Source organism: Mesorhizobium sp. URHB0026, assembly GCF_054059755.1.
In genome coordinates, this window is the sequence record NZ_JBSSCN010000001.1 from 1999031 (window position 1) to 2024348 (window position 25318).

Sequence of the window (25318 nt, forward strand, 5' to 3'; positions counted from 1 at the left end):
TCAGTGCCCTCCCGTCTCTTTGTTGGCCTGGCGGATGTTCCAGACCATGATCGGAATGACGGCAATCATGATGATGATGGCGATGGTCGCGCCGCGGCCGAAATCGCCGCCGCCGCGGAACATCCAGTCGAACATCAGATTGGCCAGCACCTGACTGTTCCATTGACCGTTGGTCATGGTCAGGACGATGTCGAACACTTTCAGCACCAGGATGGTGATGGTGGTCCATACCACCGCGATGGTGCCCCAGATCTGTGGCACCATGATCTTCCAGAAGATCTGGAACGGGTTGGCGCCGTCTATGACCGCGGCTTCCAGTGTTTCTTCGGGGATGCCGCGCAACGCCGAGGACAGGATGACCATGGCGAAGCCGGTCTGGATCCAGATCAGGATGACCATCAGGAAGAAGTTGTTCCAGAACGGCAGTGATATCCAGACCTGCGGTTGGCCGCCGAAATACTGGATGATGGCGTTGAGAAGGCCGATCTGGATCTGGCCTTGGCCACGATATTCGTAGATGAACTTCCAGATCACGCTGGCGCCGACGAAGGAGATGGCCAACGGCAGGAAGATCAGGCTCTTGGCGATCGTTCCCCACCATATCTTGTCCGTGAGCACGGCGATGATCAAGCCGAGGAAGGTGCAGGCCGCCGGCACCACCGCCAGCCACAATATGTTGTTGCGGATGGCGTTTCGCAGATCCGGATCGCGCAACGCCCATTCATAGTTGGCGAATCCGACGAAACTCGTGCCGCCGCGATCGAAGAAGGACAGCCACAGCGTCGCGATTACCGGATAGACCAGGTAGATGGTCAGGATGATCAGCGCCGGACCCACGAACAACCAAGGCCGCACCAATCCCTGCCGGCGCAGATTGTTGACGGCGGCCGTTCCGGACACCCCGCGCGCGGGGAAGATCAGGTCAAGCAGTTTGTTGGCGCCCCAGAAATAGGCGACGCAGCCGCCGACGCCGATGATGATGACGAATATTGCCGAGAGAATCTGAGCCGCCATGGGTCCCTCTCCCTGCGCATGACCGGCCAGCGATGCTGGCGACCGATGCACCGACTTTCAGTTATTCGGAACAATCGAAACGCGAAGCTTCCGGCGTGCCCCGCCGGTCGGATCCGGGCCGTAGCCCGGATCCAGTAGCAAGATGAGGAAGGATTAGGTCGCGCCGGAGCGGCCTATTTGATGGCGTCCCAGCTCTTCTGGATGTCGGTGGCGACGTCCTGCGCGGACTTGCCGCCGACCAGGTCGATCATGCCGGTCCAGAACGAGCCGGCGCCGACTTTGCCGGGCATCAGGTCGGAGCCGTCGAAGCGCACCGTCGTGGCGCCGACCAGGATCTCGCCCTGCTTCTTCAGCGCATCGCTGCCATAGGCGTCCTTGTTGGCCCCCTTGAAGGGCGTGACGAAGCTCTTCTGTGCCATCCACAATTCATGCGCGAGCGGCATCTGCAGGAACTTGATGAATTCGCGCGATGCCTTGGAATCCTTGGTGATCATTACCAGCGTTCCGGCGACTTCCAGCGGCGTTCCGAGCTCCGGCTTGGCGGCGTAGGGCGGGTAGGGGAAGAAGTCGGCATCCTGGCCAAGCTTCACGCCCTCCGGGAAGAAGGAGGGGATGAACGACGCCTGATGGTGCATGTAGCATTTCGGCGGTACGGTAAAGAGGCCCTTCGGGCTGTCGCGGAAGTCGGTCGCCGCGACGGCCTTGGCGCCGCCGTCGACCATCTTGTCGTCCGTGGCGATCTTGCCGAAGATGTCGATGGCGTTGACCACGGCCGGGTCGTTGAACGGAATCTCGTTCTTCACCCACTTGTCGTAGACTTCGGGAGTCTGCGTGCGCAGCATGATGTCCTCGACCCAGTCGGTCGCCGGCCAGCCCGTCGCGCCGCCTGAACCAAGCCCGATGCACCACGGCTTGCCGCCATCGGCGATGATCTTCTTCTCGAGCTCGGCAAGTTCTTCCTGCGTCTTCGGCACCTTGTAGCCGGCTTCCTCGAAATTGTCGGGCGAGTACCAGACCAGCCCCTTCACGTCGATCTTGTAGGGAAAGGCATAGAAGCCCGGCTTGCCGTCCTTGCCATTATAAGTGCCGAGCTTGGCCCAGGAGTCGCCGGCGGCGTAATTCTCCTTGACCCAGGCTGCGACGTCGTCGCCGAGCGGGGTCAGCACGCCCTTGGAAGCAAGGTCCTGGATGAGGCCAGGCTGCGGCAGGACCGCGATGTTGGGCGGGCTGCCGGCCTGCGTGTCGATGACAATCTGCTGCTCGTAATTCTCGGACGAGGAATATTTGACCTCCGCGCCGGTGGCTTCGGAAAAATAATCGAGTACTGACCGGACAAGCGTCTCGTCCTCGCCACGCCACGGTCCGAAGATGGTCAGCGTCTCGCCCTTGAGATCGACTTTCTTGAGGTCCTCGTAATTCGCCCAGTTGAAGCGCTTGTCCTCGCCCGGCTTGAACTTCAGTTCGGCATGCGCGGGCGCGCTCAGGGCGAATGCGGCAGACGCAACACCCAGCAAAAGCATTCTCTTCATCGGTATTCCTCCCAGTGGGTCATACACCGGACGGAACCTCCATTCCGCCCCGCCGACGCCGCGGGACTGTGACTCAGTCGCAAGGGAACCGCAACCTTTAGTACAGTCTTCCAAAGCGCTTTGGCTTTGTTGATCTCGCCACTGAATCGGGCGAGAGTCAAGGGGGAGCAGGAACTAATCGATTTAGTCGCCGCCCGCCATGGCCCAAGATTTGCACCGCAACATGCTTTTCGGCACTGCAGCAGCAATTTTCGTTTCAAACCGCGCCCCGGCACGCTTATGGTCCTGGCGGCATTCGCCATGCACTTGTGGCGTTGGGTCGATTCAATTTAAAAGCGCTTTGAGGCAGGGAGGCCTCTCGTGAACCTCAAGCAACTCGCGCATATGCTGGCGCTTTCCCAGACCACGGTAAGCCGGGCGCTGAACGGCTATCCCGAAGTCAACGAGGAAACCCGCGGGCGTGTCATGGACGCCGCCAAGCGCCACGGCTATCGCCCCAATCCGAGTGCGCGCCGCCTGGCCACCGGCAAGTCCGGAATGATCGGCTACGTCCTGCCGACGGGTGCGGCCGTCGACATCGATCCCCATTTCGTCGAATTCCTGTCCGGTCTTGGCGACTATGCCCGATCACATGAGCTCGATCTTGTCCTGTCACCGACCGATGCCGATGACCAGGAAACGACCTACCGCCGCATCGTCGCCAACCGGCAGGTCGATGCCGTCTACATCTCTTCGCCAAGGCCGCAGGACAGCCGCGTGGCGCTGGTCAATACGCTCGGCATTCCTTTCATCGTCCATGGCCGAAGCGAAGGTTTCGATTTCGACTATCCCTATCTCGACATCGATAATGAAGGCGCCTTCCACGAGGCCGCGCGGCTGCTCGTCCAGCTTGGCCACCGGCGGCTGGCGCTGATCAATGGCGACGACCGCGAGACCTTTGCCATCCACCGCGAGCGCGGCCTGCGCCGGGCGCTGGCCGCGAGTGGCCTGGCATTGGACGATCGCCATGTCTGCTCACTCGTCATGACCGAGGAGAACGGCTATCGCGCCGCCCGGCGCCTGCTCGAACAGGACGGCGCGCCGACGGCAATCGCCTGCTCCAGCCTGATCATGGCGCTCGGCGTCGTGCGCGCGGTGCGCGACCTTGGCCTCAGCATTCCCGGCGACGTCTCGCTGATTGCCCATGACGACGTTTTTCCCTGGCTGAAGCCGGAGAATTTTTCCGTGCCGCTGTCGACGACGCGGTCGTCGATCCGGTTGGCCGGCGCACGCATCGCGGAGCGGCTCGCGGCACGGATATCGGGACTTGAGGAGGGCGCGCGCGGCGAGGTCTGGCCGGTCGACCTGGTGGTCAGGGGATCGGTCGCCGGCGCGCCGGCCTGACCACCGCCAGTAGGGTCAATTGCTGGAACGACTTCTTCGCTGCCTCTACCCATTGTCTCGGCCCGCGGGCTTAAGATGATCGATGAAGGCGCGCAGCTTCGGCAGGACCTGGCGCTTGCCAGGATGATAAAGGAAGACGCCCGGTGTCGCGCCGGCAAAGTCCTCCAGCACCGGTTTGAGTTTTCCCTGTTCTATTGCGCCGTCGGCGACGGGCCGAGGCGTCTGCGCCAGGCCGACGCCTTGGATCGCGGCCCCTAGCAAGGTTGGATAGTCATGCGCGATCAGCGGGCCCGAGACGACCGCCTCGATAGCCCCGTTGCCGTCGACGAAGGACCAGGGCGCGACGGCGCCGTTCGCGCGGCGCAGGCGCAGGCAGGCGTGGTGGCGCAGATCGGTGATCTGTTCGGGCTGGCCGTGGCGCTCGAGATAGTCCGGGCTGCCGACGACCACGAAGGAGAATGGCGGCGTCAGCCGCACCGCGATCATGTCGGGTGCGATGAACTGGCCTAGCCGGATGCCGGCATCGAATCCGCCGGCGGCGAGATCGACCATCTCGTCGCTGGCGGCGATCTCCAGTTCGATCTCGGGATAGGTCCGGCAGAACGACGCGATCATCGGTTCCAGGATCAGCGGCACGACCGCGCGGGGCACGGACAGTCGCAAAAGCCCGGTCGGCCGCTGGCCGACATCGCGGGCGACCTCGCCCGCGGCCATGATCTCTTCGAAGGCAGGTCCGGCTCGGTCGAGGAACCGCTGGCCAGCCTCGGTCAGGCCGACGCTTCGGGTCGTGCGGGCAAACAGGGCCGCACCAATGCGTGCTTCCAGCGCGCGGACCGCCTGGCTCACCGCGGACGGCGTCACCGCCAGCTCGGCCGCGGCACGGCGGAAGCTACGATGCCGCGCGACGGCCAGGAACACCTCGACCCCGTCTAACGCACCGTGCCGGATTGTGTAGCTCTGCTTCATAGGCTGTTCTGATTACAGCGGATGGCCGAACCATGAAAGCAGTCTTAGCTAACGATCGAAGTGCGCAGGACCGCACGGCCACCTGTTGAGAGGAAACCGATGTCAACGCAGATGCTGTTCCAGATCCAGCTCGTCCTGGGCTATGTCGCATGGCTGCTTTGCTTCGGTGCTTATGGCCTGCCATGGCTGGACTCGCTGGATCGGATGGCGGCGCAACGCGCCATTGCCACGCTGCACAGTTTCCGCTTCTTCGGGCTCGTCTTCCTGCTTCCGGGAGTCGTCGGCCCCAATCTGCCTGCCGGCTTCGCCATGTTCGCCGCCTATGGAGACTTCGCCACCGGAGTGCTGGCCATACTGGCATTGCTGACAGTCAGAGTTCGCCCGCTCTTCTGGGCATTCATCGTCGCCTTCAATCTCGTCGGAATGGCCGACCTCGTTGTCGACTATTACCACGCCATCCAGGCCGGACTTCCCGAGCACGCGGAGCAGTTGGGAGCCACCTATGCGATCCCGATCATCTACGTGCCGCTGCTGATGATTACGCACATCGCCGCGTTCTGGTTCTTGCTTCGTCCCAGCAAAGCGCGGCCTGAGCCGTCGCGGGCTATTCCTTCGCCGTCCCCGCAGCCTTGAGGTCCAGCAGGCCGTAGCCGAAATCATTGTCGCGCCCCTTAAGCCCGAGATCCTTCGCGGTCGCCGCAAGCGCCTTCTCGATGTCGTCGGCCGAGCGGTCGGGCGTGGCATGGATGAGGTTGGCGATGGCGCCGCTGACGATTGCCGCGGCAAACGAGGTGCCGGTGACGACGTCCGAGCCGCCGCCGCTCGGCGCCACCATCTCGACGCCCGGCGCCGAGATGAACACATAGGCGCCGCGATTGGCCTGCGGCATCAGTCCGTCCTTGGCATCCGTGGCCGTCACGGCGATGACGCCGTCAAAGGCGGCCGGATAGCCATAGGGCGCTTTCGGCCCGTTATTGCCGGCCGCCGCCACCAACACCATGCCAAGCGCCCGTGCATTGCGGCAGGCAGCACCGAGCAGGTCGTTCTTCGGCCCGACGAAGCTCATATTGATGATGCTGACATTCTGGTCCGCCGCCCAGTCGAGCGCCGACAAGATGACGTCCATGGTCGACTTGCCGCCCTCGAAGGCGCGCGCATGGTAAATCCTGGCGCCCGGCGCCATGCCTTCCAGCTGGCCGACGCCGGCAATCAGACCGTCGATCGAAGTGCCGTGGTCGCGCTTTTCGATTGGCACGTCCGGCATGGCATCGAACTGCGCGGCAATGACCCCGGCAAGCGCCGGATTGCTATCGTCGATGCCGGTATCGATGACGGCGACGCGCACGTTCTCGCCGCTGGCCTGTTTGGCGTCGAGCGCGATGCGGTCGAAGGCATAGTTGACGATGCCGGCCGCCTGCTGCAGCGAGTAGATGTGGTTGGGCTCGCGGCGCCGCGTGCGGCCGTCGCCGGCTAGCTGCGCCAGCACCACGCCGACAGGGCGGCCATCGGGAATGCCGAAACGCACCAAAGTGGCGCCAAGCAGCCGGGACTGGCGCTGCGAGCGCACTTCTAGGCCGAAGGAAGCGGCGATCTGCTGCACGGCGCCGGCATCGCCATCGACCGTCACCAGCACCTCGTCCGGCACGAAGTCCCCGGTCACGGCGCGCCGAGACTGGACGGCGATGAGATCGGTCGGCGAGACGATCGGTCCACTTGCTGGCGGGCCGGCCTGGTTGCCCCCGGGGGAAGTCGCGGGCTTCGGCCGCGGTGTCGGCACCGGCGCGGGAGAGGCGGCCGGATTGGGGAAAAGGTCGACGATCAAGGCGGGCAGAAAAACGGCGCTGGCCTGGGCCGTGCCCGCCCCGTTTTCGGTGGCGCCGCCGTCCTTGAGGCAGTCGGCCGCCGTTGCGTTGGCCTCGTTGCTGCAATCGATTATGGCCCGCTCGGGATTGCCGTCGTTGGTCTGCGCCGACGCAGGCACGGCGGCGATTGTCATCGCCGCCGCAAGGATAGCCGCAAATCGAATGACCGCCTCAGCCGCCATCAACAGGTTTCCTTCCCTCGATCACAGTCTCGGCGAAAGGCTGGGCGGCAATAAGGCTGCGCGCCCTCTCGTAGTCGGCGGCTGTCGTCGCCGGAATGGCGAGCCTGAAGACGCCGTCGGCGGTCGGTCCGCCGATGATCTTGAGCTTGTTGGCGTCGAGGAAGACGGCAATGTCGGCCATCCTGGCTTCCGGCTTGAACTTGACCAGCGCAAACGGCAATTTGGCCAGATCGTCTTGTGCGCCGGCAATCTCGAAATTGCCGCCCTTGCCGCCGGGCTGCACCAGCGACTGCACCGCGATCAACGCCAGCAGAACCGCGGCCGCCGCCCAGGCGACGCCGACCGGCACCGCCATGAAACGGCCCCAGGCCTGCGCCAGCCAGGACGATCCTGCCGGCCCGCGTGCAGGCCCGGCCTCCGCGTCCAGCGCCTTGGCGAAGCGGCTGAGCGCATCGGCCGGCGGGCGGATCGCTTCATTGGCCGCCGACGTGCCGGAGAACTCGGCTTCCGCCTCGCCAAGCGCGGCAAGTGCCGAGGGATCGTTGGCCAGCCATTCTTCGACGGCTTCCAGATCCGAACCTTCCAGCGAGCCGTTCAGGTAGAACGGCAGCAGCGTTTCCATTTCGTCGCGGCGCGACATCTTTTCAGCGGCGCTCATGGCCACCCCCTGTCGTAACCGGCGGCCTTCAGGGCTTCGCCGAGTTTCTTGCGGGCGTAGAACATACGGGTCTTGACGGTCGCGACCGGAATGTCGAGCACCTGGGCGATCTCGGTCACCGATTGGCCCTGATAATAGGCGAGGTCGATCACCGTGCGGTGCTCCTCGGGCAGGGCGTCGATCAGGCGGCGCAAGGCGGCGGCCTTATCCTCCTTCATGGTGACGACCTCGGGCGTGTCGGCGCTATCGGGCACCGCGGCGGCGGCCTCGTCGTCGATCCAGTCTTCCTTCTTCTTGCGCAGCAATGACAGCGCCTTGAAGCGGGCGATGCCGAGCAGCCATGTCGAGACTTCGGACCGCCCTTCGAAACCCGGCGCCTGGCGCCACAGTTCGAGAAACACCTCGTTCGCGATATCGTCAGCCATCATTTCCGATCCTGTCTGGCGCGCCACGAAGCGGTAGACCCGCGCGTGGTGACGCATGAACAGGAGCCGCACGGCGGCCCGGTCGCCCTTCGCGACCCGGTCGACAAGCGCGCGATCGGTCTCCGTCGCCGCTGTCATGGCCGGTCGAGCCGCCTGGCTCCTGTCTGCTCTGTCGCCGATCGGTCCAAAAAGGTTCATCCTCCGCCAAGGAATTTTGCGAGGCTAACCGAAGATCTGGGCGGTTGCCAGAGCATCCCTTCGTCCCGCTTACGCGAAGAAGGTGCCGGCAGGCGGATGAGGGTAGGCGCCAGCCGCTCGATCAGGTGAGAAAAGCCTTCGCCTTCATGGTCGCCGGCACCGGCACGCCCAGCCGGCTCAACACCGTCGGCGCCAGTTGCAACTGGTCGAGCAGCGTATCGGCTTCCGGCCCTTTGCCCTGTCCGAAATGATACAACGCGAAATCCTGCATCTCGTCGTCATGGCCGCCATGGTGGCCGCGGTCGGTCTGGCCATGGTCGGCGGTGACCATGACCTCGTAGCCGGCTTCGATCCAGCCCGGCAGGAAGGCCGCCAGCATGCCGTCCATGGCGTAGCAGGCTTGGTCCATCTCGTGGCAGTCATGACCGAAGCGGTGGCCCATCGAGTCCAGCGTGCAGGTGTGCAGGATGCCGTAGTCGATGCGGTGGCGCCGGGTGAGCATGGTCAGCGTCGCGAACAGGTCGACATCGCTCGGCGTCATCTGGTTCTTGAGATTGTAGCCGGTCATGGTGTGGAAGCGGCCATGCGTGATCGGTCCGCCGGGCTCGTCATATTCCATGTCCTCGATGAGGTCGAACGGGTAGGAGCGGAAGAATTCCGACCAGTAGGAGTGGGTGACCGCGCCGGTCCTGCCGCCGGCCTTGCTGACTTCCGAGAAGATATCGGGCTGTCCGACGCGGAACCGGTTCTCGTTGGACAGGATCCCGTGCACCTGCGGCGACACGCCGGTGTGGATCGAGGCATAGCAACAGGCAGAGGTCGACGGCAGCACCGAGCGCATCTTCCACACCCGCGCCTCGCCCGATTGCACCCAGCCCTCGAGATTGCCCATCAGCCGGCGCCAGTTGCGGTAGGGAACGCCATCGAGGATGATCAGCAGAAGCTTGGATTGGATCGCCACGGGGTGCTCCATGCGATTGTCTGTTGAAACGATACGCCGCGTGTCGTTCGACACGCGGCGCTTTTCAATATGAGACAGATGTCAGGCGTTCAGCCACCATTCTCCCAGCGCATACCCATCCATCATTTCGCCGATCGGGTTCTTGACGCAGCCGCTGATCTTGTTGGTGGCGGCCGCGTCGATGAACTGGTTGAAGAAGGGCACGATCAGGCCCCTTCGTCGCGCATCATGACCGCCATGTCGTGGTGGATCGCCTTACGCTTGTCCTGGTCGAGCTCGCCGCGCGCGGTGAACAGCATCTTGTCGAATCCCGGCCGCTTAAAGCGCGTGTCGAACTTCGCTAGTTCCCCGCGCTGGCCATGCGCCGCCCTTTGATCGCCTTTTCCAGCCAGCCGATCTCCATCTCCGGGACTGATGACAAGAGAAGGTCGGTATAGTCATCGAAGGGGGGCGTCAGCACCTTGCTTTTCGAACCATAGCGCACCACCTCGCCGCGATACATCACAGCGATCGAATCCGCGATCGACTTCACCGTCGCCAGATCGTGGGTGATGAACAGATAGGCGACGTTCTCCTCCTTCTGCAGTTCAAGCAGAAGCTTCAGGATGCCGTGCGCCACCAAGGGGTCAAGCGCCGAGGTCACCTCGTCACAAATGATCAGCTTGGGTTTTGCCGCAAGCGAGCGGGCGATGCAGACACGCTGTTTCTGGCCGCCGGAAAGCTCGGCCGGGTAACGGTCGACAAAGCCCTTGCCCATTTCGATCTTGTCGAGCAGTTCGGCGACGCGGGCATCGCGCTGTTTGCCGCGCATGCCGAAATAGAATTCGAGCGGCCGGCCGATGATGGTGCCGACGGTCTGGCGCGGGTTCATCGCCACATCGGCCATCTGATAGATCATCTGCAGCTGGCGCAAATCCTCCTTCGGCCGGTCGGCAAGCCGGTTGGCCAAGGGGCGTCCGTCGAACGTGACGGTGCCTTGCTCGGGTGGCAAAAGTCCGGTTATGGCGCGCGCCAGCGTCGATTTTCCGGAGCCGGATTCGCCAACCACCGCCAGTGTCTGGCCGGGATAGATATCGACCGAAACGTTCTTCAGCACCTTGACTTGGCCGCCGCCATAGGCGGCGGTGACGTTCTTGACCGACAGGAATGGTGTGGTGCCGGGGTTCTGCTCGGCATGTTCGATCTCGTGCACCGAAACCAGCGCATTGGTGTATTCCTGGCGCGGTTCCTTGATGATCTGGCGGGTGCCGCCCCATTCGACCAGCCGGCCGTGACGCAGCACCATGATCTCGTCCGAGACCTGGGCGACGACGGCCAAATCATGCGTGATGTAGAGCGCCGCCACATGGGTGTCGCGGATGGCGTCCTTGATCGCCGCCAGCACGTCGATCTGCGTCGTCACGTCGAGCGCCGTGGTCGGCTCGTCGAAGACGATCAGGTCAGGCTCCGAGCATAGCGCCATCGCTGTCATGACACGCTGCAGCTGGCCGCCTGACACCTGGTGCGGAAAGCGTTCGCCGATGGCTTCCGGGTTCGGCAGGCTGAGCTTCTTGAACAGCGCGACCGCGCGTTTCTCGGCCTCCGCCCGTGTCGCCGTCCCGTGCAGCAGCGTGGCTTCCACCACCTGGTCCATCAGCCTGTGCGCCGGGTTGAAAGCGGCCGCCGCCGACTGCGCGACATAGCAGACCTCGCGGCCACGCAGCTTGCGGAAACCTTCCTTGCCGCCCTTCAGGATGTCGCGGCCGTTGAGCAGCACCTCGCCACCGGTGATGCGCACGCCGCCACGGCCATAGCCCATGGACGACAGGCCGATGGTCGACTTGCCGGCTCCGGATTCGCCGATCAGGCCGAGCACCTTGCCCTTCTCCAGCGTCAGGGAGACATCGTGCACAAGCACAATGTTCTTCGGCGCCTCACCTGGCGGATAGACCGTCGCCTCGATGCGCAAATTGCGGATGTCGAGCAGAGGGGTGGACTTTGCCTTGCCGTCGGCCATTATCCGCGTCCTCCCTTCAGGCTTGTCGTGCGGTTCAGGACCCAGTCGGCCACAAGATTGACCGAGATCGCTAGCGCTGCGATCGCGGCTGCGGGAATGAGCGCGGCGCCGATACCGAACACGATGCCGTCCTTGTTCTCCTTCACCATGCCGCCCCAGTCGGCGTCCGGCGGCTGCACGCCGAGGCCGAGAAAGGACAACGTCGACAGGAACAGCACCGCATAGATGAAACGCAGGCCGAGCTCGGAGATCAGCGGCGACAGCGCGTTGGGGAGGATTTCGCGGAAGATGATCCAGGCGCTGCCTTCGCCGCGCAGCTTGGCGGCCTCGACATAGTCCATGACGTTGATGTCGACGGCGACCGCGCGCGACAGGCGATAGACGCGCGTCGAATCGAGAATGCCCATCACCAGGATCAGCGTCACCAGGTTGGTTGGCAGCACTGAGAGCACCACCAGGCCCATGATCAGTGTCGGGATGGACATCAGGAGATCGACCAGGCGCGACAGGATCGTATCGAACCAGCCGCCGAACACGGCCGCCGAAAAGCCAAGTATGGCGCCGAGCGAGAACGACAGCGCGGTGGCCAGCACCGCGATAAAAAGGGTGATGCGGGCGCCATAAATCATCCGGGACAACAAATCGCGGCCGAGATTGTCGGTGCCCAGCCAATGCGCCCCCGACATCGGCTCCCAGACATCGCCGACAATTTCGGCGTTGTCATGCGGTGAGATCCAAGGCGCGAAGATCGCCGCCAGCACGAACAGTGCCGTCAGGACAATGCCGATCAGCGCAGGGATGGGGACGCGTTTGATATCGAGCATATCAGCCCCCCTATTTCGGATGGCGGAGACGCGGATTGGCGACGATCGCCGCTATGTCCGCGATGATGTTGAGACTGATGTAGACGGCGGCGAAGATCAGGCCGACGGCCTGTACCACCGGCACGTCACGCTTGGTGACGTGATCAACGAGATATTGTCCCATGCCGGGATAGACGAAAATCACCTCGACCACGACGACGCCGACGATGAGATAGGCGAGGTTGAGCATGACGACGTTGATGATCGGCGCGATGGCATTGGGGAAGGCGTGCTTGCGGATGACGTTGAACGCCGACAGGCCCTTCAGTTCCGCCGTCTCGACATAGGCCGACTGCATGACATTGAGGATCGCCGCTCGCGTCATGCGCATCATGTGGGCGAGCACCACCAGTGTCAGCGCCGTCGCCGGCAGCGCGATCGCCTGCATCCGCTCACCGAAGGGCATGCCCTCGTAGACGGTCGAGATGCCGGGAAAGATCTGCCACTTCACGGCGAAGAAATAGACCAGCACATAGCCGATGAAGAATTCGGGAAAGGAGGTCGAGGCCAGTGCCAGCCCGGAGATCAGCTTGTCGACCCAGCCATTGCGGTATCGCACCGCGATCAGGCCCAGGACGATGGCCAGCGGTACGGCCACGATCGCCGCCCAGAAGGCGAGGAACAGCGTGTTCCACAAGCGCGACTTGATCGAGGTCGCGATATCCTGCCCGCTCGACATCGCCGTGCCGAGGTCGCCTGTCAAAACGCCGCCGAGCCAGTGGAAATACCTGACATAGGCCGGGTCGTTCAGCCCGAGTTGCTCCCGCAGATTGGCGAGCGATTCCGGCGTCGCGGATTGTCCCAGAATGGCTTGCGCGACATCGCCTGGCAGAATCTGCGTGCCGGCGAAGATCAGGACCGAGATGGCCAACAGAAGGAGGATGCCCAGCGCAATGCGCTGGGCAATGAGTTTCAGGATGGGTGAAGACATCTCTGCAAAGCCGGACTCAGGCCTGCAGCCAGCACTTCGCCAGGGCGTAGCCGTTCATCAGTTCCTGGTGCGGATCATCCACCCAGCCATCGACCTTGGCGCCGGTGGCGTCGATGAACTGGTTGAACATCGGCAGGATCAGGCCGCCGTCGTCGCGGACCATGACAGCCATGTCATGGTACATCTGCTTGCGCTTTGCCTCGTCGAGTTCGGCGCGCGCCGCCAGCACCATCTTGTCGAAGTCCGGGCGCTTGAAACGCGTGTCGTTCCAGTCTGCCGTAGACAGGTAAGCGGTCGAGTACATCTGGTCCTGCGTCGAGCGGCCGCCCCAATAGGAGGCGCAGAAGGGCTGCTTGTTCCAGACCTCGTTCCAGTAGCCGTCGCCGGGCTCTCGCTTGAGCTCGATCTTGATGCCGGCCTTGGCCGCGCTCTGCTGGAACAGCTGGGACGCATCGACGGCGCCGGGGAAGGCCACGTCCGAGGTCCTGAGCAGCACGGTGCCGTCATGGCCTGATTTCTTGTAGTGAAACTTGGCCTTGTCGGGATCGTACTTGCGCTGCTCGATCTCGCTGAACAGCGGATAGGACGCGTTTATCGGGAAGTCGTTGCCGAGCGAGCCGTAGCCGCGCAGCACCTTGGTCAGCATCTCCTCGCGGTCGATCGCCAGCTTCAGCGCCATCCTGAGGTCATTGTTGTCGAACGGCGCCGTGTTGCAATGCATGATGAACACGTAGTGGCCGGGACCGGCGTGGTTGCGGATGGTCACGCCCGGCACGCGCTTGATCAGGTCGACGATCTTCGGCTCGACGCGGTTGATCATGTTGACCTGGCCGCCCTGCAACGCTGCCGTGCGGGCGGTCGCGTCATTGATGACGATGACCTCGATCTGGTCGGCATGGCCCATCTTGTCGCCCTGCCAGTAATTGGCGAAGCGCTCTGCGCCATGGCGCACGCCAGGCTCATTGGTCTTGACCACGTACGGCCCTGCCGAGATGCCGGCATCGGGCTTGTCCTTGCCGCCATTGGGCTGGACGATCAGGTGATAGTCGCTGAGCAGATAGGGAAGGTCGGCATTGGCCTCCTTCAGCGTCAGCACCACTTCCTTGCTGCTGGCCTTGATGGTGTCGATGCCCTTCATGTAGCCGAGCGCACCGGATTTCGACTTCTCGTCCGAATGGCGCTCCAGCGTGGCGGCCACGTCCCCCGCCGTCACCGTCTTGCCGTTGTGGAATTCGACGCCGTCGCGAATCTTCAGCGTCCAGGTCTTGGCGTCCTTGGACGAGCCGATGTCTTCAGCGATGCGATTCTCGAGCTTGCCTTCCGGCGACAGCTCGACGATCATTTCGCCCCAGCACTTGCCGAAGGCGAACGGCACCTGCGTCATCATCAGCGCCGGGTCGAGGCTGTTGGTGGATTCACCGCCGACCAGGCCGGCCTTCAGCGTACCGCCCTTGACCGGACCCGCCGCCCGCGCCGCGCTCGAAAGCAGCGCGTTGGCGAAGGGTGCGGTGATGCCGAGCGCTGCCGCCCGGCCGAGAAAATCACGTCGGCTCAGTTTGCCGGACGCAACCCGCCGGCTAAGGAATTCCAGTTCGTTTGACATTTGAGTTCCTCACTCTGTTGGTTCGACTCTACGGTCGATTTTCTTGCTTCTTGTTAAAGGCAATAATGACCGCAAGGGAAAGCGGTAAGCAAGACCGAATGCGACATGCCGTGGCGTAAATCGCACGTCGCATTTGGATCAATGATTTCAACGCTCAAACAAGCGCACGCGGGACCTTTTCGTCGAAATCGCGCTCGAAGACGAGTTTTTCGCCCTCATAGGCTTCGATTCGGGCGCTGACGATGAAGTTTTGCGTGTCCGACCGCATCTGCGCCCATGTCTCGGTGCGGACCGACCATCCATTTCGCGACAGGGTCTGCGTCCAGTGTGTTTTTCCCGAGGCTGACAGGGGATCGTCAGGTTGGATGGTCCAGGTTTCGCGGGCGATGCTGCCGTTGACCAGTCCGTGGTCGAGATCGCGCACTTCGCCGAAGTCGTCCGTAATCGACAGCGTGACAATCCCGGTCTTTTCGTCGTGGTCGACATGGCGTTCGGAATTGGCGGGCCGAACCGTCTCGGTCGCCCACGGCGTAGCACCTTCCGGCTCGGCGAAAACGGCTTCGTCGCCTGTTGCCAGCAGGCGCAATGGCACCGATAGCGTGGCTGCCGACACGGTCAGTCGTACCGGCTCGGGCGAGGGCCAGATAGCGGGCCAGTAGGCGGTCGAAACGGCGACGCGCAGACGATGGCCGGCCGGCACGCGGTAGGCGCATTGATCGAGCACGACACGTACCGAAATCGTCTCCCCAGGGACCAGCTCCTCGGGGAATTCATGCGAGTTGCGGTGCGTCAGATTGAGCACGCCATAGGAGATCAGTTCCGAGGCGCCATCGGGATGGACGTCGCAAAGCCGGACAGCGATGTTGGCCTGGGGCCGATCCGAGGCAAGCTGGACCTCAAGCTCCGGCGCGCCGACGATCTCGATCGGCTTGGTGAGCTCAGGCTGGTCGAAACAGGCTGATAGCCCATCGTCAGGGCGCTGATCGCCCGGCAGTTCCGGTCCGAAGGTGAAAGGAAAGTATTCGCCGCCGGCAAGCCCACAGGTTTGCGGCGAAGCGACGGTTGAAGATCCTGCACGCGGGGCCATGAGCTCGAGCGCTTCAATCGTTATGTTGGAGGATGGCCACTCCTGCTCGGCTATCCAGCGGCCGGGCCGCTCCGGATGCCAGCGCGCGGGACGCACGCTGTCCATGACATAGGCGCGATAGTCGGGATCGGCCTCGACGCCGGTCTCGGACCCCTTCAGCCAGCGATCCCACCAGCGCAGCGCTTCCTGCAGGAAGCCGATGGCTGGTTTGGGGCCGGCATAGTGTGGGTATTTGTGGATCCATGGCCCGACGATGCCCTTGACCGGTGCCTCGATGTTGGTGACGAGGTGCGAGATCGTGTTGCGGTAGCCGTCGTGCCAGCCGCCGATCGACAACACAGCCGCCTTGACGGCCGAGAAATCCTCGCAAATCGAACCGCGTTTCCAATAGCCGTCGCGATGCTGATGGCTGAGCCACAGCGGCAAGAGGAACGACTGGTTCTCCAGCCGGGTCATCCAGAGGTCGCGCCATCTGTTGTCGCCGGCAATCAGCGGATCCGGCGGCCGCGACGAATAGGACAGCATGGTCGAGGCCCAGCCGAAATTCTCGTTCAAAAGGCAGCCGCCCTTGTAGTGGATGTCGTCGGCATAGCGGTCGACGGTCGAGCATAGGCTGATCACCGCCTTGAGCGCCGGCGGCTGTTTGGCCGCCACCTGCAGGCAGTTGAAGCCGCCCCAGGAAATACCCATCATGCCGACATTGCCGTTGCACCAGGGCTGGGCCGCCGCCCAGGCGATGACATCACAGGCGTCCTGCAGTTCCTGCTCGGAATATTCGTCGTCCATCAGCCCTTCGGAATCGCCATTGCCGCGCATATCGACGCGGATCGAGGCATAGCCGTGGCCGGCGAAATAGGGATGGGTAAGCTGATCGCGAAAGATCGTGCCGTCGCGCTTGCGGTAGGGCAGGTGCTCGAGGATGGCAGGCACCGGATCGTCGCCCGCATCCTCCGGCATCCACACCCGAGCCGACAGCCGGCAGCCATCGGGCATGACGATGCCCATATCGGGAAATTCGACGACCTTGCGGGGAAATTCGGTGATGATTTTCATGGCAGGCATAACGCTCCGCGCCACAAGAACTTTCAATCGCCATTCGCGACTGGAGCAGTGAAATATGCGACCTGTGCCGCTACCGCAATTCGTCGAGCAGTTCGGGATGTTTCTCCAGCAATGTCATCAATTGAATGGTCGGGCCACTCGGTTCGATCAAGCCTCTTTCATACTTGTCGAAGGCGTTCTCGCCGACCTTGAACAAGGATCCGGCCTCGCGCTGCGACAGCTTGAGCTTCGTGCGTATGCGGCGGATGGTTGACGGGGCCGGCCCCGCCGTCGATCTTCTCCTTGAGCGCGCGCAGCGCGGCATGAACGGCGGCATTCGTCGCCGATATGGACACCCTCGCCATCCGATGGCGGATAGGTCGACGATCATGCTTCGCCCTTATAGGTCACGGTGAATGGACGGACTCCGCGCATCAACGTTTCTCCGGTTTCGGGGGAGACCATCACGCGCTGGCACGTGATAGACATCCTGCCACACTCGATGATCCGCGAAAGTCGTCATCAACTTCACAAACATCTTCCGCGTCAGGCTGTCGATCACCTCGATCACCTCGATCACACCGGCGCGATCGAAGCCCAGCCCAACAGCATCCCGCAGTGCGGACGTTGTGATCGCCAGCGTGTCGACAGACCCAAACGTCGTCTTGATTGCATCAAGATCGTATGTGGGTCTGCGTTTTGCCCCCATAAAGGGGGTAACCCAAGCGGCGATTGTCGAGACGGAAGCTCAGTTCAGCGGAATGTCGTTCTCAGCCTTGCCCGCCTGGTAGTCACCCGACAGCTCATCGTAGCGCGCCGAGATTTTCCCGATCCGCTCCTCCAGCCGCTGGCGTTCGGCCCCGGGCAGCGCCCTCACCAACCCGCGGATCGAAAAACTTTTCCAATAGGCATTCTCGGCATTGTAGCCGCCGGGATCGAGGGTGAAGACCTCTTTCAGAATTTTGAGATCATGCGGGATGGCAAAACTGTCACGCGAATCCTCGTGGCTGAACAAATAGTAGAAATTGTCGAAGCCGGCCCAGGTGATCGCCGACAGGCAGAGCGAGCATGGCTCGTGTGTGGCGAGAAAGATGGCGTCCTTGGTGTCGATGCGCTCGGCCCTGGGCATCTCGTAAAAGCGCTTCAGGCAGTGCACCTCGCCATGCCAAAGCGGGTTTTCCATCTCGTTGTTGGTCTCGGCCAGTACCAGCGAATGGGTATCCTTGCGCAGGATCGCCGCGCCGAACAGCTTGTTGCCGTGGGCGACGCCTTCTGCCGTCTTCGGCACGATGTCGTGCTCGATGACCTCGAGCAGGCGATCGATCAGCGAAATGTCGGTCATCACGAGTTCTCGTTCGGGAGATGGATTTCGTAGGCGTGCGAGAAGTGGAATTCCTCGAGGTTGGAGCCGTCGCCGCCACGGTCGACGATCAAAAAGTCTTGAGGCTCTCCGAGCGGCGTCAGCACGCCGTGCCAGAGATTGCGGAAATAGTTGATGCCTTGCCCCGGTGCGGTGACGAAGGCATGCGGCTCGCCAGGTCCGTCCCTGCCGTCAGGGCAGACGACGACCAGGAACGGACGCGGCGACAGCGGTATGAAAGCCTGGCTGCCCAAGGGGTGGCGCTCCACCATGGTCAGCTTCAGCGGCATGTCATAGGGCGTGCCGCGCACCATCGAGATCAGCACGCGCGCATTCGGCCCCGTGGCTTGCGCGGTGGCGAGGTCATGGTAGCGCTCGGCCTTGCCGCCATTGATCGGATAGTGGTTGTCTCCGCCCATGTCGATGGCATCGCCGAATTCGGCGAAGGCCTCACGGGTCAACGTCCGCGCGACAATGCGGCTCATGACGTCCGCTTCGCGATGCCGGCCCCGCCGAGCTTGGCGTGCCGGTTGACGTCCTTGTAGAGCAGATAGCGAAATTTGCCGGGGCCGCCGGCATAGCAGGCCTGCGGGCAGAAGGCGCGCAGCCACATATAGTCGCCGGCCTCGACCTCGACCCAGTCCTGGTTGAGCCGATAGACAGCCTTGCCTTCGAGCACATAGAGCCCATGCTCCATGACATGCGTTTCGGCGAAAGGAATGACTGCGCCAGGCTCAAGCGTGACGATGGTCATGTGCATGTCGTGGCGCAGATCGGCGGGATCGACGAACCGCGTCGTTGCCCAGCGGCCCTCTGTGCCGGGCATCGGCGTCGGCGCGATCTCCTGTTCGTTGGTGAAGAAGGCCTTGGGAATCTCGAGGCCATCGACGACCTCATAAGCCTTGCGTATCCAGTGGAAGCGGACAGCCGCCTTGCCTTGGTTGCGGACTGTCCAGCCGCTGGCCGGCGGCAGGAAGGCAAAACCGCCGGGGCGCAACACATGTTTCATGCCGTCGAGCAGAACCGTGAGTTCGCCCTCGACCACGAACAGGGCGCCTTCGGCGCCGGCATCGGGCTCCGGCCGCTCGCTACCGCCGCCGGGCGCGACCTCTACGATGTATTGCGAAAACGTCTCGGCGAAGCCGGACAGCGGCCGCGACAGGATCCAGACACGCGTCTCGTCCCAGAACGGCAGGGCGCTGGTGACGATATCCTGCATCACGCCCTTGGGGATGACCGCATAGGCCTCGGTGAAGACGGCGCGGCCGGTCAGAAGTTCGCTCTGGCCGGAATGGCCGCCCTTTGGGGCATAATAGGTGCGCTCGGGCATCCTGATCGTATCCATTTTTCAAACCTATTGTGGAAGCATGTCCTTGAGGCGCAGCAGTGCGATGCGCTCGACCTGTTTGCATGCGGTTTCGAATTCGACGCCGCGGCTGTTGCCGATGCGGGCTTCGAATTCGGCGAGGATTTCCTCTTTTGTCTTGCCTTTCACCGCGATGATGAAGGGAAAGCCGAAGGTGGTGACGTAGGCGGCATTGAGCTTGGAAAACAGTTCGCGTTCCTTGTCGGTCAGCGCGTCGAGACCGGCGGAAGCCTGTTCCCTGGTCGATTCCGCCGTCAGTCGCTTGGCCTTGGCCAGCTTGCCGGCGAGGTCGGGATGGGCGTTGAGCACGCCGAGCCGTTCGGTCTCGCTGGCGGAACGGAAGATGCGGCAAAGCGCATTGTGGAGGCCGCCCGCCGTGTCGTGCGCTGGGCCGAGCTCCAGCTCGTAGGCCCGCTCGGCGATCCAGGGCGAATGTTCGAAAACGCCGCCGAAGGCGTGAACGAACGTCTCGAATTCCATCTTCGAGGGGCGCAGGGCGGCCGGCTGATAGGGGTGGTTTTCCTGCCAGTGCTTGGCGATGTCGATGCGCCGTGCCAGCCAGACCTTGTCGTGTGATTTGACATAATCGACGAAGCGTTTAAGCGCCGCCACCCGGCCCGGCCGCCCGACCAGCCGGCAATGCAGGCCGATGTTCATCATGCGCGGCCGGCCGGCCTTGCCCTCGGCATAGAGCGTATCGAAACTGTCCTTCAAATAAGCAAAGAACTGGTCGCCCGAGTTGAAGCCTTGCGGTGTGGCAAAGCGCATGTCGTTGGCGTCGAGCGTGTAGGGGATGATGAGCTGCGTGCCGTCCTCATGCTCGAACCAGTAGGGCAGTTCGTCGTCATAGGTGTCCGAGACGTAGTCGAAGCCACCTTCCTCTGCCACCAGCCGCACCGTGTTGATCGACGTTCGGCCCGTATACCAGCCCGTCGGGCGCTGGCCGGTCACCTCGTAGTGCAGCTTGATCGCCGCTTCAAGGTCGCGGCGCTCGTCCTCGGCATCGTGGTCGCGGTAGTCGATCCATCTCAACCCGTGCGAGGCGATTTCCCAGCCGGCTTCCTGCATCGCCGTGACCTGGTCGGGTGAGCGCGCGAGCGCCGTGGCGACGCCATAGCAGGTGACGGGCACTTGCTCGTCGCTGAACAGGCCCAGCAGCCGCCAGAAGCCGGCCCGCGCCCCATACTCGTAGATCGATTCCATGTTCCAGTGGCGCTGGCCCACCCAGGGCGCCGCGCCGACGATCTCGGACAGGAAGGCTTCAGAAGCCTTGTCGCCGTGGAGCACGCAGTTCTCGCCGCCCTCTTCGTAGTTGACGACGAACTGCACGGCGACATGCGCGCCGCCAGGCCATTTCGGATCCGGCGGATTGGCTCCGTAACCCCGCATGTCCCTGGTGTAACGCATCGTCCCTCCGCCCGGCATCACCGGAAGTATGATCAGGATATCGAAAGGGTGCTTCTCGCATTCCCCTCAAAATTTTTGAAAGTGTTTTTGTCGCACTCCGCTCGACCGGGACTTATGCATCGCCTTTAATTGGCGCACAATTCATCAGTAGTGTTCGATTGTGCCGGCCAATTTGTGCGTATTGGAAAATGGGAGGCGGCCGATGGCAGAGACATCGAAAACCGATGGCGGGCGTCTGACGACCCATGTCCTGGATACCGCGACCGGCAGGCCGGCGGCGGGATTGTCCATCGCGCTCTACCGTCTCGAGGGTTTGGCCCGCACGCTTTTGAAGACGGTCGTCACCAATGCCGACGGCCGCTGCGATGCGCCGCTGCTGGCCGGTGCCGACTTCCGCACCGGCGAATACGAACTGGTGTTCGCGGCCGGCGACTATCTGCGCGGCCAAGGAACGAAGCTGCCTGAGCCGGCCTTCCTCGATAGCGTGCCGATCCGCTTCGGCATGGCGCAGGCGCTGCACTATCATGTACCATTGCTGATCTCGCCTTACGGCTATTCCACCTACAGGGGGAGCTGAGGCATGGCCAAGGTCAATATCCGTAACGAAATCCGCTTCATTCTGAATGGCAGGGATGTCGCGCTGTCATCCGTGGCGCCTGACGCGACCCTGCTCGACTGGCTGCGGCTCGACCGTTCGCTGCGCGGCACCAAGGAAGGCTGCGCCGAGGGCGATTGCGGCGCCTGCACGGTGCTCATCGGTAGACTTTCGGCCACCGGACTGGTCTATGAAAGCGTCAATGCCTGCATTCGCTTTCTCGGCTCGCTCGACGGCACCCATGTCGTGACGGTCGAGCACCTGCGCGGCGAAGCAGCCCAGTTGCATCCTGTCCAGCAGGCTATGGTCGATTTCCATGGCTCGCAATGCGGCTTCTGCACGCCGGGTTTCGTCATGTCGCTCTACGGCTTGTGGATGAAGTCACCGGACCCTTCGGACGCGGCCATCGAAAAAGCCTTGCAAGGCAATCTTTGCCGTTGCACCGGCTATGAGGCGATCATGCGCGCCGCGCACGCCATATCGAGCTACGGCAAGGTGGCGAAGGACCCCTTGGCGACGGAGCGCCGTGACATCACCACACGGCTGCAGGCATTGCGCGACGGCGCCAGGGTCGAGATCGGCGCCGGCGGGACGCGGCTGGTTGTGCCGGCCGACGCCGACGATTTCGCGACTGTCTTCGAAAAACAACCGACCGCCACCGTCGTCGCCGGTTCGACCGACGTTGGCCTGTGGGTGACCAAGCAGATGCGCGACATCTCGCCGGCGATCTTCATCGGCAATCTGCCCGGGCTTTGCACCATCACGGAAGACAATGAGGTCATATCGATTGGCGCCGGCGTCACCTACACCGAAGCCTTTTCGACGCTGTCGAAACGCATCCCGGCGTTGGGGCCGTTGTTCGACCGCATAGGCGGCGAACAGGTCCGCAACATGGGCACGATCGGCGGCAACGTCGCCAATGGCTCGCCGATCGGCGACACGCCGCCACCGTTCATCGCGCTCGGTGCACGGCTGACATTGCGCAGGGGCAAGACACGGCGCATGATCCCGTTGCAGGATTTCTTCATCGCCTATGGCAAGCAGGACCGTCAGCCAGGCGAGTTCGTCGAGGCCGTGCATGTGCCGGTGCCGGCAAAGGGGACAAAGTTCGCCGTCTACAAGGTCACCAAACGCCGCGACGAGGACATCACCGCGACCCTTGGCGCCTTTTATCTGGCCTTGGCCAACGACGGCACGGTAGCCGATATCCGCATCGCCTATGGCGGCATGGCGGCAACGCCGAAGCGGGCGTCCTCTGTCGAGAAGGCGCTGCTCGGCAAGGCCTGGAACGAAGTGACGGTAGAAGCGGCTATGGCCTGCTATGCCAGCGATTTCACCCCACTGACCGATATGCGCGCAACCGCCGAATACCGAGCATTGGCGGCGAAGAACCTTCTGTTGCGCTTTTACGTGGAAACCACCGGCACCAAGGCGCCGTTCCAGGTCTCACGCAGCGAGGCGGCCTGATGAACAAGCACGCACCATCAAACCTCAAGGCCGAGAAGATCGTCGGCGGCGTCGCCACCGACCAGCGGCACGATTCCGCCCACAAGCATGTCAGCGGCGGCGCCATCTATATCGACGACATGCCGGAGCCGGCCGGCACGCTGCATGTCGGTCTTGGCCTGTCCAAGGTGGCGCATGGCGTCCTGAAGAGCGTCGATCTCTCGACGGTGCGCGCGGCCCCTGGCGTCGTCGACGTGCTGACCTATGCCGACGTGCCGGGCGAGAACGATATTTCGCCCAGCAACATGCATGACGATCCGGTGCTGGCGGAAGGCAAGGTGCAGTTCTTCGGCCAGCCGATCTTCGCGGTCGTTGCCGAGACGCGCGAGGCGGCGCGGCGCGCCGTGCGCCTGGCTGGGATCGAGTATGACGAGCTTCCCGCCGTCATCGACATTTGGGACCTCGATCCGGCCAAGGACAAGCAGGTCACCACGCCGCTGATCCTGAAGCGTGGCGATGCGGCCGCCGCAATCGAGGCCGCCCCCCGCCGCATCAAGAACCGCATGTGGCTTGGCGGCCAGGACCATTTCTACCTCGAAGGCCAAGTGTCCCTCGCCATCCCCGGCGAGGACGACGAGGTGACCGTCTACTGTTCGACGCAAGGGCCGAGCGAGACGCAGCATCTGGTCGCCCACACGCTCGGCGTGCCGAGCAACGCGGTGACGGTGGAGGTGCGCCGCATGGGCGGCGGCTTCGGCGGCAAGGAAACGCAGGCCAACCAGTGCGCCGCGATCGCCGCCATCGCCGCCAAGAAGCTGAAGCGGGCGGTCAAGGTCCGGCTCGACCGCGACGAGGACATGACCGCCACCGGCAAGCGGCACGATTTCGCCATCGACTATGAAGTCGGCTTCGACGACGAGGGCAACATCCTCGGCGTCGACTTCACCTATGCCTTGCGCTGCGGCTTTTCGGCCGACCTGTCCGGCCCGGTCGGCGACCGCGCGCTGTTCCACTGCGACAACGCGTATTTCTATCCCGCGGTGTTGGCCAAGTCGGCGCCGCTCTACACCAACACCGTCTCCAACACCGCCTTCCGCGGCTTCGGTGGCCCGCAAGGCATGATCGGCGCCGAGCGGGTCATCGACGAGGTCGCCTTCGCCGTCGGCAAGGATTCGCTCGAGATCCGCAAGCTGAATTTCTACGACCCCATGGAGGCGATCGGCGGCCGCTGCGTCACGCCCTATCACCAGAAGGTCGAGGACTGCATCATCCAGCGCATCGTGGCGGAACTGGAAGAGAGCGCCAGCTATGCGCGCCGCCGTCGCGAGATTTCCGCGTTCAACGCCAACAGCCGCTTCGTCAAGCGCGGCCTGGCGCTGACGCCCGTCAAGTTTGGCATCTCCTTCACCAAGACCGAGTCCAACCAGGCCGGGGCGCTGGTCCATGTCTATGCCGACGGTTCGGTGCACATGAACCATGGCGGCACCGAAATGGGGCAGGGCCTGCACCTCAAGGTGGCACAGGTCGTGGCCGAGGAGTTCCAGATCGACCTCGACCGCGTGAAGATCACCGCCACCACCACCGCCAAGGTGCCCAACACCGCGCCGACGGCGGCGTCCTCGGGCGCCGACCTCAACGGCATGGCGGCGCAGAACGCGGCGCGCCAGATCCGCCAGCGGCTGACCGACTTCGCCGCCGAGAGATACCAGATTCCTGTCGACCAAGTGGTGTTCCTGCCCAACCGGGTGCGCGTCGGCAACCAGGAAGTCAGCTTCAACGATTTGGTCAAGCAGGCCTATATCGCGCGTGTGCAGCTCTCGGCCGCCGGCTTCTACAAGACGCCGAAGATTCACTGGGACCGCGGCAAGGGCCAAGGCCACGCCTTCTACTACTACGCCTATGGCGCGGCCTGTGCCGAAGTGTCGGTCGACACGTTGACCGGCGAGTATGTCGTCGAGCGCGCCGATATCCTGCACGACTGTGGCCGTTCGCTGAACCGGGCCATCGACCTCGGCCAGGTCGAGGGCGGCTTCATCCAGGGCATGGGCTGGCTGACCACCGAGGAACTGTGGTGGGACGACAAGGGCCGGCTGCGCACCCATGCGCCCTCGACTTACAAGATCCCGCTGGCCTCGGATCGGCCGAAGGTCTTCAACGTCGCGCTGACCGACTGGTCGCAGGCCTATGAGCCGACCATCCATCGCTCCAAGGCGGTCGGCGAGCCGCCGCTGCCGCATGGCATGGCGGTGCTGCACGCGTTGTCGGATGCCGTTGCCAGCGTCGCCGACCACAAGATCTGCCCGCGTCTCGACGCGCCGGCCACACCCGAACGCGTGCTGATGGCGATCGAGCGGCTCAAGAAAGAGGCCAAGGCTGTCACCTGAAGGTCGGCAAACGTGCAATCCCAGCCGAAAAAGCCTATATTTTGCATCTGGGAACCGTGAA

Annotated in this window: 23 protein-coding genes and 1 pseudogene; 5 read left to right on the plus strand and 19 right to left on the minus strand. The window is 63.3% G+C overall.

Features of this window, described 5'->3' with window-relative positions:
- Entirely contained in the window at window positions 1-1014 is a 1014-nt protein-coding gene (locus ACVWWD_RS10145) for a carbohydrate ABC transporter permease (protein WP_352553734.1), read from the minus strand.
- 173 nt (window positions 1015-1187) lie between these two features.
- The gene (locus tag ACVWWD_RS10150) at window positions 1188-2543 is read right to left on the minus strand and encodes an ABC transporter substrate-binding protein (protein ID WP_023781746.1); all 1356 of its coding nucleotides are present in this window, start codon (window positions 2541-2543) and stop codon (window positions 1188-1190) included.
- A gap of 360 nt (window positions 2544-2903) precedes the next feature.
- Between ACVWWD_RS10150 and ACVWWD_RS10155 the strand changes: the two genes are divergently transcribed.
- Entirely contained in the window at window positions 2904-3926 is a 1023-nt protein-coding gene (locus ACVWWD_RS10155; RefSeq protein ID WP_023793031.1) for a substrate-binding domain-containing protein, read from the plus strand.
- A gap of 45 nt (window positions 3927-3971) precedes the next feature.
- On the opposite strand, the gene ACVWWD_RS10160 is transcribed toward ACVWWD_RS10155, so the two are convergent.
- Window positions 3972-4892 (minus strand): LysR family transcriptional regulator, encoded by a 921-nt coding sequence (locus ACVWWD_RS10160; RefSeq protein ID WP_457103051.1) that lies wholly within the window; start codon window positions 4890-4892, stop codon window positions 3972-3974.
- Between the two features lie 99 nt (window positions 4893-4991).
- Between ACVWWD_RS10160 and ACVWWD_RS10165 the strand changes: the two genes are divergently transcribed.
- The gene (locus tag ACVWWD_RS10165) at window positions 4992-5525 is read left to right on the plus strand and encodes a hypothetical protein (protein WP_023781742.1); all 534 of its coding nucleotides are present in this window, start codon (window positions 4992-4994) and stop codon (window positions 5523-5525) included.
- On the opposite strand, the gene ACVWWD_RS10170 is transcribed toward ACVWWD_RS10165, so the two are convergent.
- The 16 genes and pseudogenes from ACVWWD_RS10170 to puuE all read right to left on the minus strand — a co-directional run bounded on the left by ACVWWD_RS10170 (window position 5497) and on the right by puuE (window position 20832).
- On the minus strand, window positions 5497-6936 hold the full coding sequence (locus ACVWWD_RS10170; protein ID WP_352550059.1) for a S8 family serine peptidase: 1440 nt from the start codon (window positions 6934-6936) through the stop codon (window positions 5497-5499). The genes ACVWWD_RS10165 and ACVWWD_RS10170 overlap by 29 nt on opposite strands.
- Window positions 6926-7594 carry a hypothetical protein gene (locus tag ACVWWD_RS10175; RefSeq protein WP_023793022.1) on the minus strand — a complete coding sequence of 223 codons (669 nt, stop codon included), beginning with the start codon at window positions 7592-7594 and terminating at the stop codon, window positions 6926-6928. The genes ACVWWD_RS10170 and ACVWWD_RS10175 overlap by 11 nt, the downstream gene beginning before the upstream one ends.
- The gene (locus tag ACVWWD_RS10180) at window positions 7591-8157 is read right to left on the minus strand and encodes a sigma-70 family RNA polymerase sigma factor (protein WP_352550058.1); all 567 of its coding nucleotides are present in this window, start codon (window positions 8155-8157) and stop codon (window positions 7591-7593) included. Before ACVWWD_RS10180 ends, ACVWWD_RS10175 begins: the two co-directional genes overlap by 4 nt.
- Window positions 8158-8338: 181 nt before the next feature.
- Window positions 8339-9178 (minus strand): alkaline phosphatase family protein, encoded by an 840-nt coding sequence (locus ACVWWD_RS10185; RefSeq protein WP_084056131.1) that lies wholly within the window; start codon window positions 9176-9178, stop codon window positions 8339-8341.
- 81 nt (window positions 9179-9259) lie between these two features.
- Window positions 9260-9513 (minus strand): annotated as a pseudogene (locus ACVWWD_RS10190) (ABC transporter substrate-binding protein); the annotation flags it as partial.
- 5 nt (window positions 9514-9518) lie between these two features.
- Window positions 9519-11174, minus strand: a complete 1656-nt coding sequence (locus tag ACVWWD_RS10195) for an ABC transporter ATP-binding protein (protein WP_023772370.1) — start codon at window positions 11172-11174, stop codon at window positions 9519-9521.
- Window positions 11174-11998: an ABC transporter permease gene (locus tag ACVWWD_RS10200; RefSeq protein WP_352550057.1), complete on the minus strand. Its 825-nt coding sequence runs from the start codon at window positions 11996-11998 to the stop codon at window positions 11174-11176. Before ACVWWD_RS10200 ends, ACVWWD_RS10195 begins: the two co-directional genes overlap by 1 nt.
- Before the next feature lie 10 nt (window positions 11999-12008).
- A complete protein-coding gene (locus ACVWWD_RS10205; protein ID WP_023772372.1) occupies window positions 12009-12968 on the minus strand; it encodes an ABC transporter permease in 960 nt (319 codons plus the stop codon).
- 16 nt (window positions 12969-12984) lie between these two features.
- Complete coding sequence (locus ACVWWD_RS10210; protein WP_352550056.1) at window positions 12985-14571, minus strand: ABC transporter substrate-binding protein; 1587 nt, start codon at window positions 14569-14571, stop codon at window positions 12985-12987.
- A 154-nt stretch (window positions 14572-14725) separates the two neighbouring features.
- Window positions 14726-16711, minus strand: a complete 1986-nt coding sequence (locus ACVWWD_RS10215) for a CocE/NonD family hydrolase (RefSeq protein WP_352550055.1) — start codon at window positions 16709-16711, stop codon at window positions 14726-14728.
- 79 nt (window positions 16712-16790) lie between these two features.
- Window positions 16791-17036 carry a type II TA system antitoxin MqsA family protein gene (locus tag ACVWWD_RS10220; protein WP_352550054.1) on the minus strand — a complete coding sequence of 82 codons (246 nt, stop codon included), beginning with the start codon at window positions 17034-17036 and terminating at the stop codon, window positions 16791-16793.
- Window positions 17037-17099: 63 nt separating this feature from the next.
- On the minus strand, window positions 17100-17408 hold the full coding sequence (locus ACVWWD_RS10225; protein WP_352550053.1) for a type II toxin-antitoxin system MqsR family toxin: 309 nt from the start codon (window positions 17406-17408) through the stop codon (window positions 17100-17102).
- A 39-nt stretch (window positions 17409-17447) separates the two neighbouring features.
- Entirely contained in the window at window positions 17448-18041 is a 594-nt protein-coding gene (locus tag ACVWWD_RS10230) for a nucleoside deaminase (RefSeq protein ID WP_023772375.1), read from the minus strand.
- The gene (locus ACVWWD_RS10235) at window positions 18041-18544 is read right to left on the minus strand and encodes an ureidoglycolate lyase (RefSeq protein WP_352550052.1); all 504 of its coding nucleotides are present in this window, start codon (window positions 18542-18544) and stop codon (window positions 18041-18043) included. Before ACVWWD_RS10235 ends, ACVWWD_RS10230 begins: the two co-directional genes overlap by 1 nt.
- Window positions 18541-19404, minus strand: a complete 864-nt coding sequence (locus ACVWWD_RS10240) for a bifunctional allantoicase/(S)-ureidoglycine aminohydrolase (RefSeq protein ID WP_023772377.1) — start codon at window positions 19402-19404, stop codon at window positions 18541-18543. The genes ACVWWD_RS10235 and ACVWWD_RS10240 overlap by 4 nt, the downstream gene beginning before the upstream one ends.
- 9 nt (window positions 19405-19413) lie before the next feature.
- Window positions 19414-20832, minus strand: coding sequence for an allantoinase PuuE (puuE, locus tag ACVWWD_RS10245; RefSeq protein WP_352550051.1), 1419 nt, complete (start codon window positions 20830-20832; stop codon window positions 19414-19416).
- Between the two features lie 202 nt (window positions 20833-21034).
- Between puuE and uraH the strand changes: the two genes are divergently transcribed.
- Genes uraH through xdhB form a run of 3 tightly spaced genes read left to right on the plus strand, consistent with a single transcriptional unit; the run spans window position 21035 to window position 25257 of the window.
- A complete protein-coding gene (uraH, locus tag ACVWWD_RS10250) occupies window positions 21035-21409 on the plus strand; it encodes a hydroxyisourate hydrolase (protein ID WP_023772379.1) in 375 nt (124 codons plus the stop codon).
- 3 nt (window positions 21410-21412) lie between these two features.
- Window positions 21413-22894: a xanthine dehydrogenase small subunit gene (xdhA, locus tag ACVWWD_RS10255; protein ID WP_352550050.1), complete on the plus strand. Its 1482-nt coding sequence runs from the start codon at window positions 21413-21415 to the stop codon at window positions 22892-22894.
- Complete coding sequence (gene xdhB / locus ACVWWD_RS10260; RefSeq protein WP_457103052.1) at window positions 22894-25257, plus strand: xanthine dehydrogenase molybdopterin binding subunit; 2364 nt, start codon at window positions 22894-22896, stop codon at window positions 25255-25257. The genes xdhA and xdhB overlap by 1 nt, the downstream gene beginning before the upstream one ends.
- Window positions 25258-25318 lie beyond the last annotated feature (61 nt).

Bases quoted from the DNA above. Each gene is read 5' to 3' on its own strand.
- ACVWWD_RS10145 (WP_352553734.1), bottom strand. From the start codon at position 1,014: ATGGCGGCTCAGATTCTCTCGGCAATATTCGTCATCATCATCGGCGTC.
- ACVWWD_RS10150 (WP_023781746.1), bottom strand. From the start codon at position 2,543: ATGAAGAGAATGCTTTTGCTGGGTGTTGCGTCTGCCGCATTCGCCCTG.
- ACVWWD_RS10160 (WP_457103051.1), bottom strand. From the start codon at position 4,892: ATGAAGCAGAGCTACACAATCCGGCACGGTGCGTTAGACGGGGTCGAG.
- ACVWWD_RS10165 (WP_023781742.1), top strand. From the start codon at position 4,992: ATGTCAACGCAGATGCTGTTCCAGATCCAGCTCGTCCTGGGCTATGTC.
- ACVWWD_RS10170 (WP_352550059.1), bottom strand. From the start codon at position 6,936: ATGGCGGCTGAGGCGGTCATTCGATTTGCGGCTATCCTTGCGGCGGCG.
- ACVWWD_RS10175 (WP_023793022.1), bottom strand. From the start codon at position 7,594: ATGAGCGCCGCTGAAAAGATGTCGCGCCGCGACGAAATGGAAACGCTG.
- ACVWWD_RS10180 (WP_352550058.1), bottom strand. From the start codon at position 8,157: ATGACAGCGGCGACGGAGACCGATCGCGCGCTTGTCGACCGGGTCGCG.
- ACVWWD_RS10195 (WP_023772370.1), bottom strand. From the start codon at position 11,174: ATGGCCGACGGCAAGGCAAAGTCCACCCCTCTGCTCGACATCCGCAAT.
- ACVWWD_RS10200 (WP_352550057.1), bottom strand. From the start codon at position 11,998: ATGCTCGATATCAAACGCGTCCCCATCCCTGCGCTGATCGGCATTGTC.
- ACVWWD_RS10205 (WP_023772372.1), bottom strand. From the start codon at position 12,968: ATGTCTTCACCCATCCTGAAACTCATTGCCCAGCGCATTGCGCTGGGC.
- ACVWWD_RS10210 (WP_352550056.1), bottom strand. From the start codon at position 14,571: ATGTCAAACGAACTGGAATTCCTTAGCCGGCGGGTTGCGTCCGGCAAA.
- ACVWWD_RS10215 (WP_352550055.1), bottom strand. From the start codon at position 16,711: ATGAAAATCATCACCGAATTTCCCCGCAAGGTCGTCGAATTTCCCGAT.
- ACVWWD_RS10220 (WP_352550054.1), bottom strand. From the start codon at position 17,036: ATGCCGCCGTTCATGCCGCGCTGCGCGCGCTCAAGGAGAAGATCGACG.
- ACVWWD_RS10225 (WP_352550053.1), bottom strand. From the start codon at position 17,408: ATGGGGGCAAAACGCAGACCCACATACGATCTTGATGCAATCAAGACG.
- ACVWWD_RS10230 (WP_023772375.1), bottom strand. From the start codon at position 18,041: ATGACCGACATTTCGCTGATCGATCGCCTGCTCGAGGTCATCGAGCAC.
- ACVWWD_RS10235 (WP_352550052.1), bottom strand. From the start codon at position 18,544: ATGAGCCGCATTGTCGCGCGGACGTTGACCCGTGAGGCCTTCGCCGAA.
- ACVWWD_RS10240 (WP_023772377.1), bottom strand. From the start codon at position 19,404: ATGGATACGATCAGGATGCCCGAGCGCACCTATTATGCCCCAAAGGGC.
- puuE (WP_352550051.1), bottom strand. From the start codon at position 20,832: ATGCGTTACACCAGGGACATGCGGGGTTACGGAGCCAATCCGCCGGAT.
- uraH (WP_023772379.1), top strand. From the start codon at position 21,035: ATGGCAGAGACATCGAAAACCGATGGCGGGCGTCTGACGACCCATGTC.
- xdhA (WP_352550050.1), top strand. From the start codon at position 21,413: ATGGCCAAGGTCAATATCCGTAACGAAATCCGCTTCATTCTGAATGGC.
- xdhB (WP_457103052.1), top strand. From the start codon at position 22,894: ATGAACAAGCACGCACCATCAAACCTCAAGGCCGAGAAGATCGTCGGC.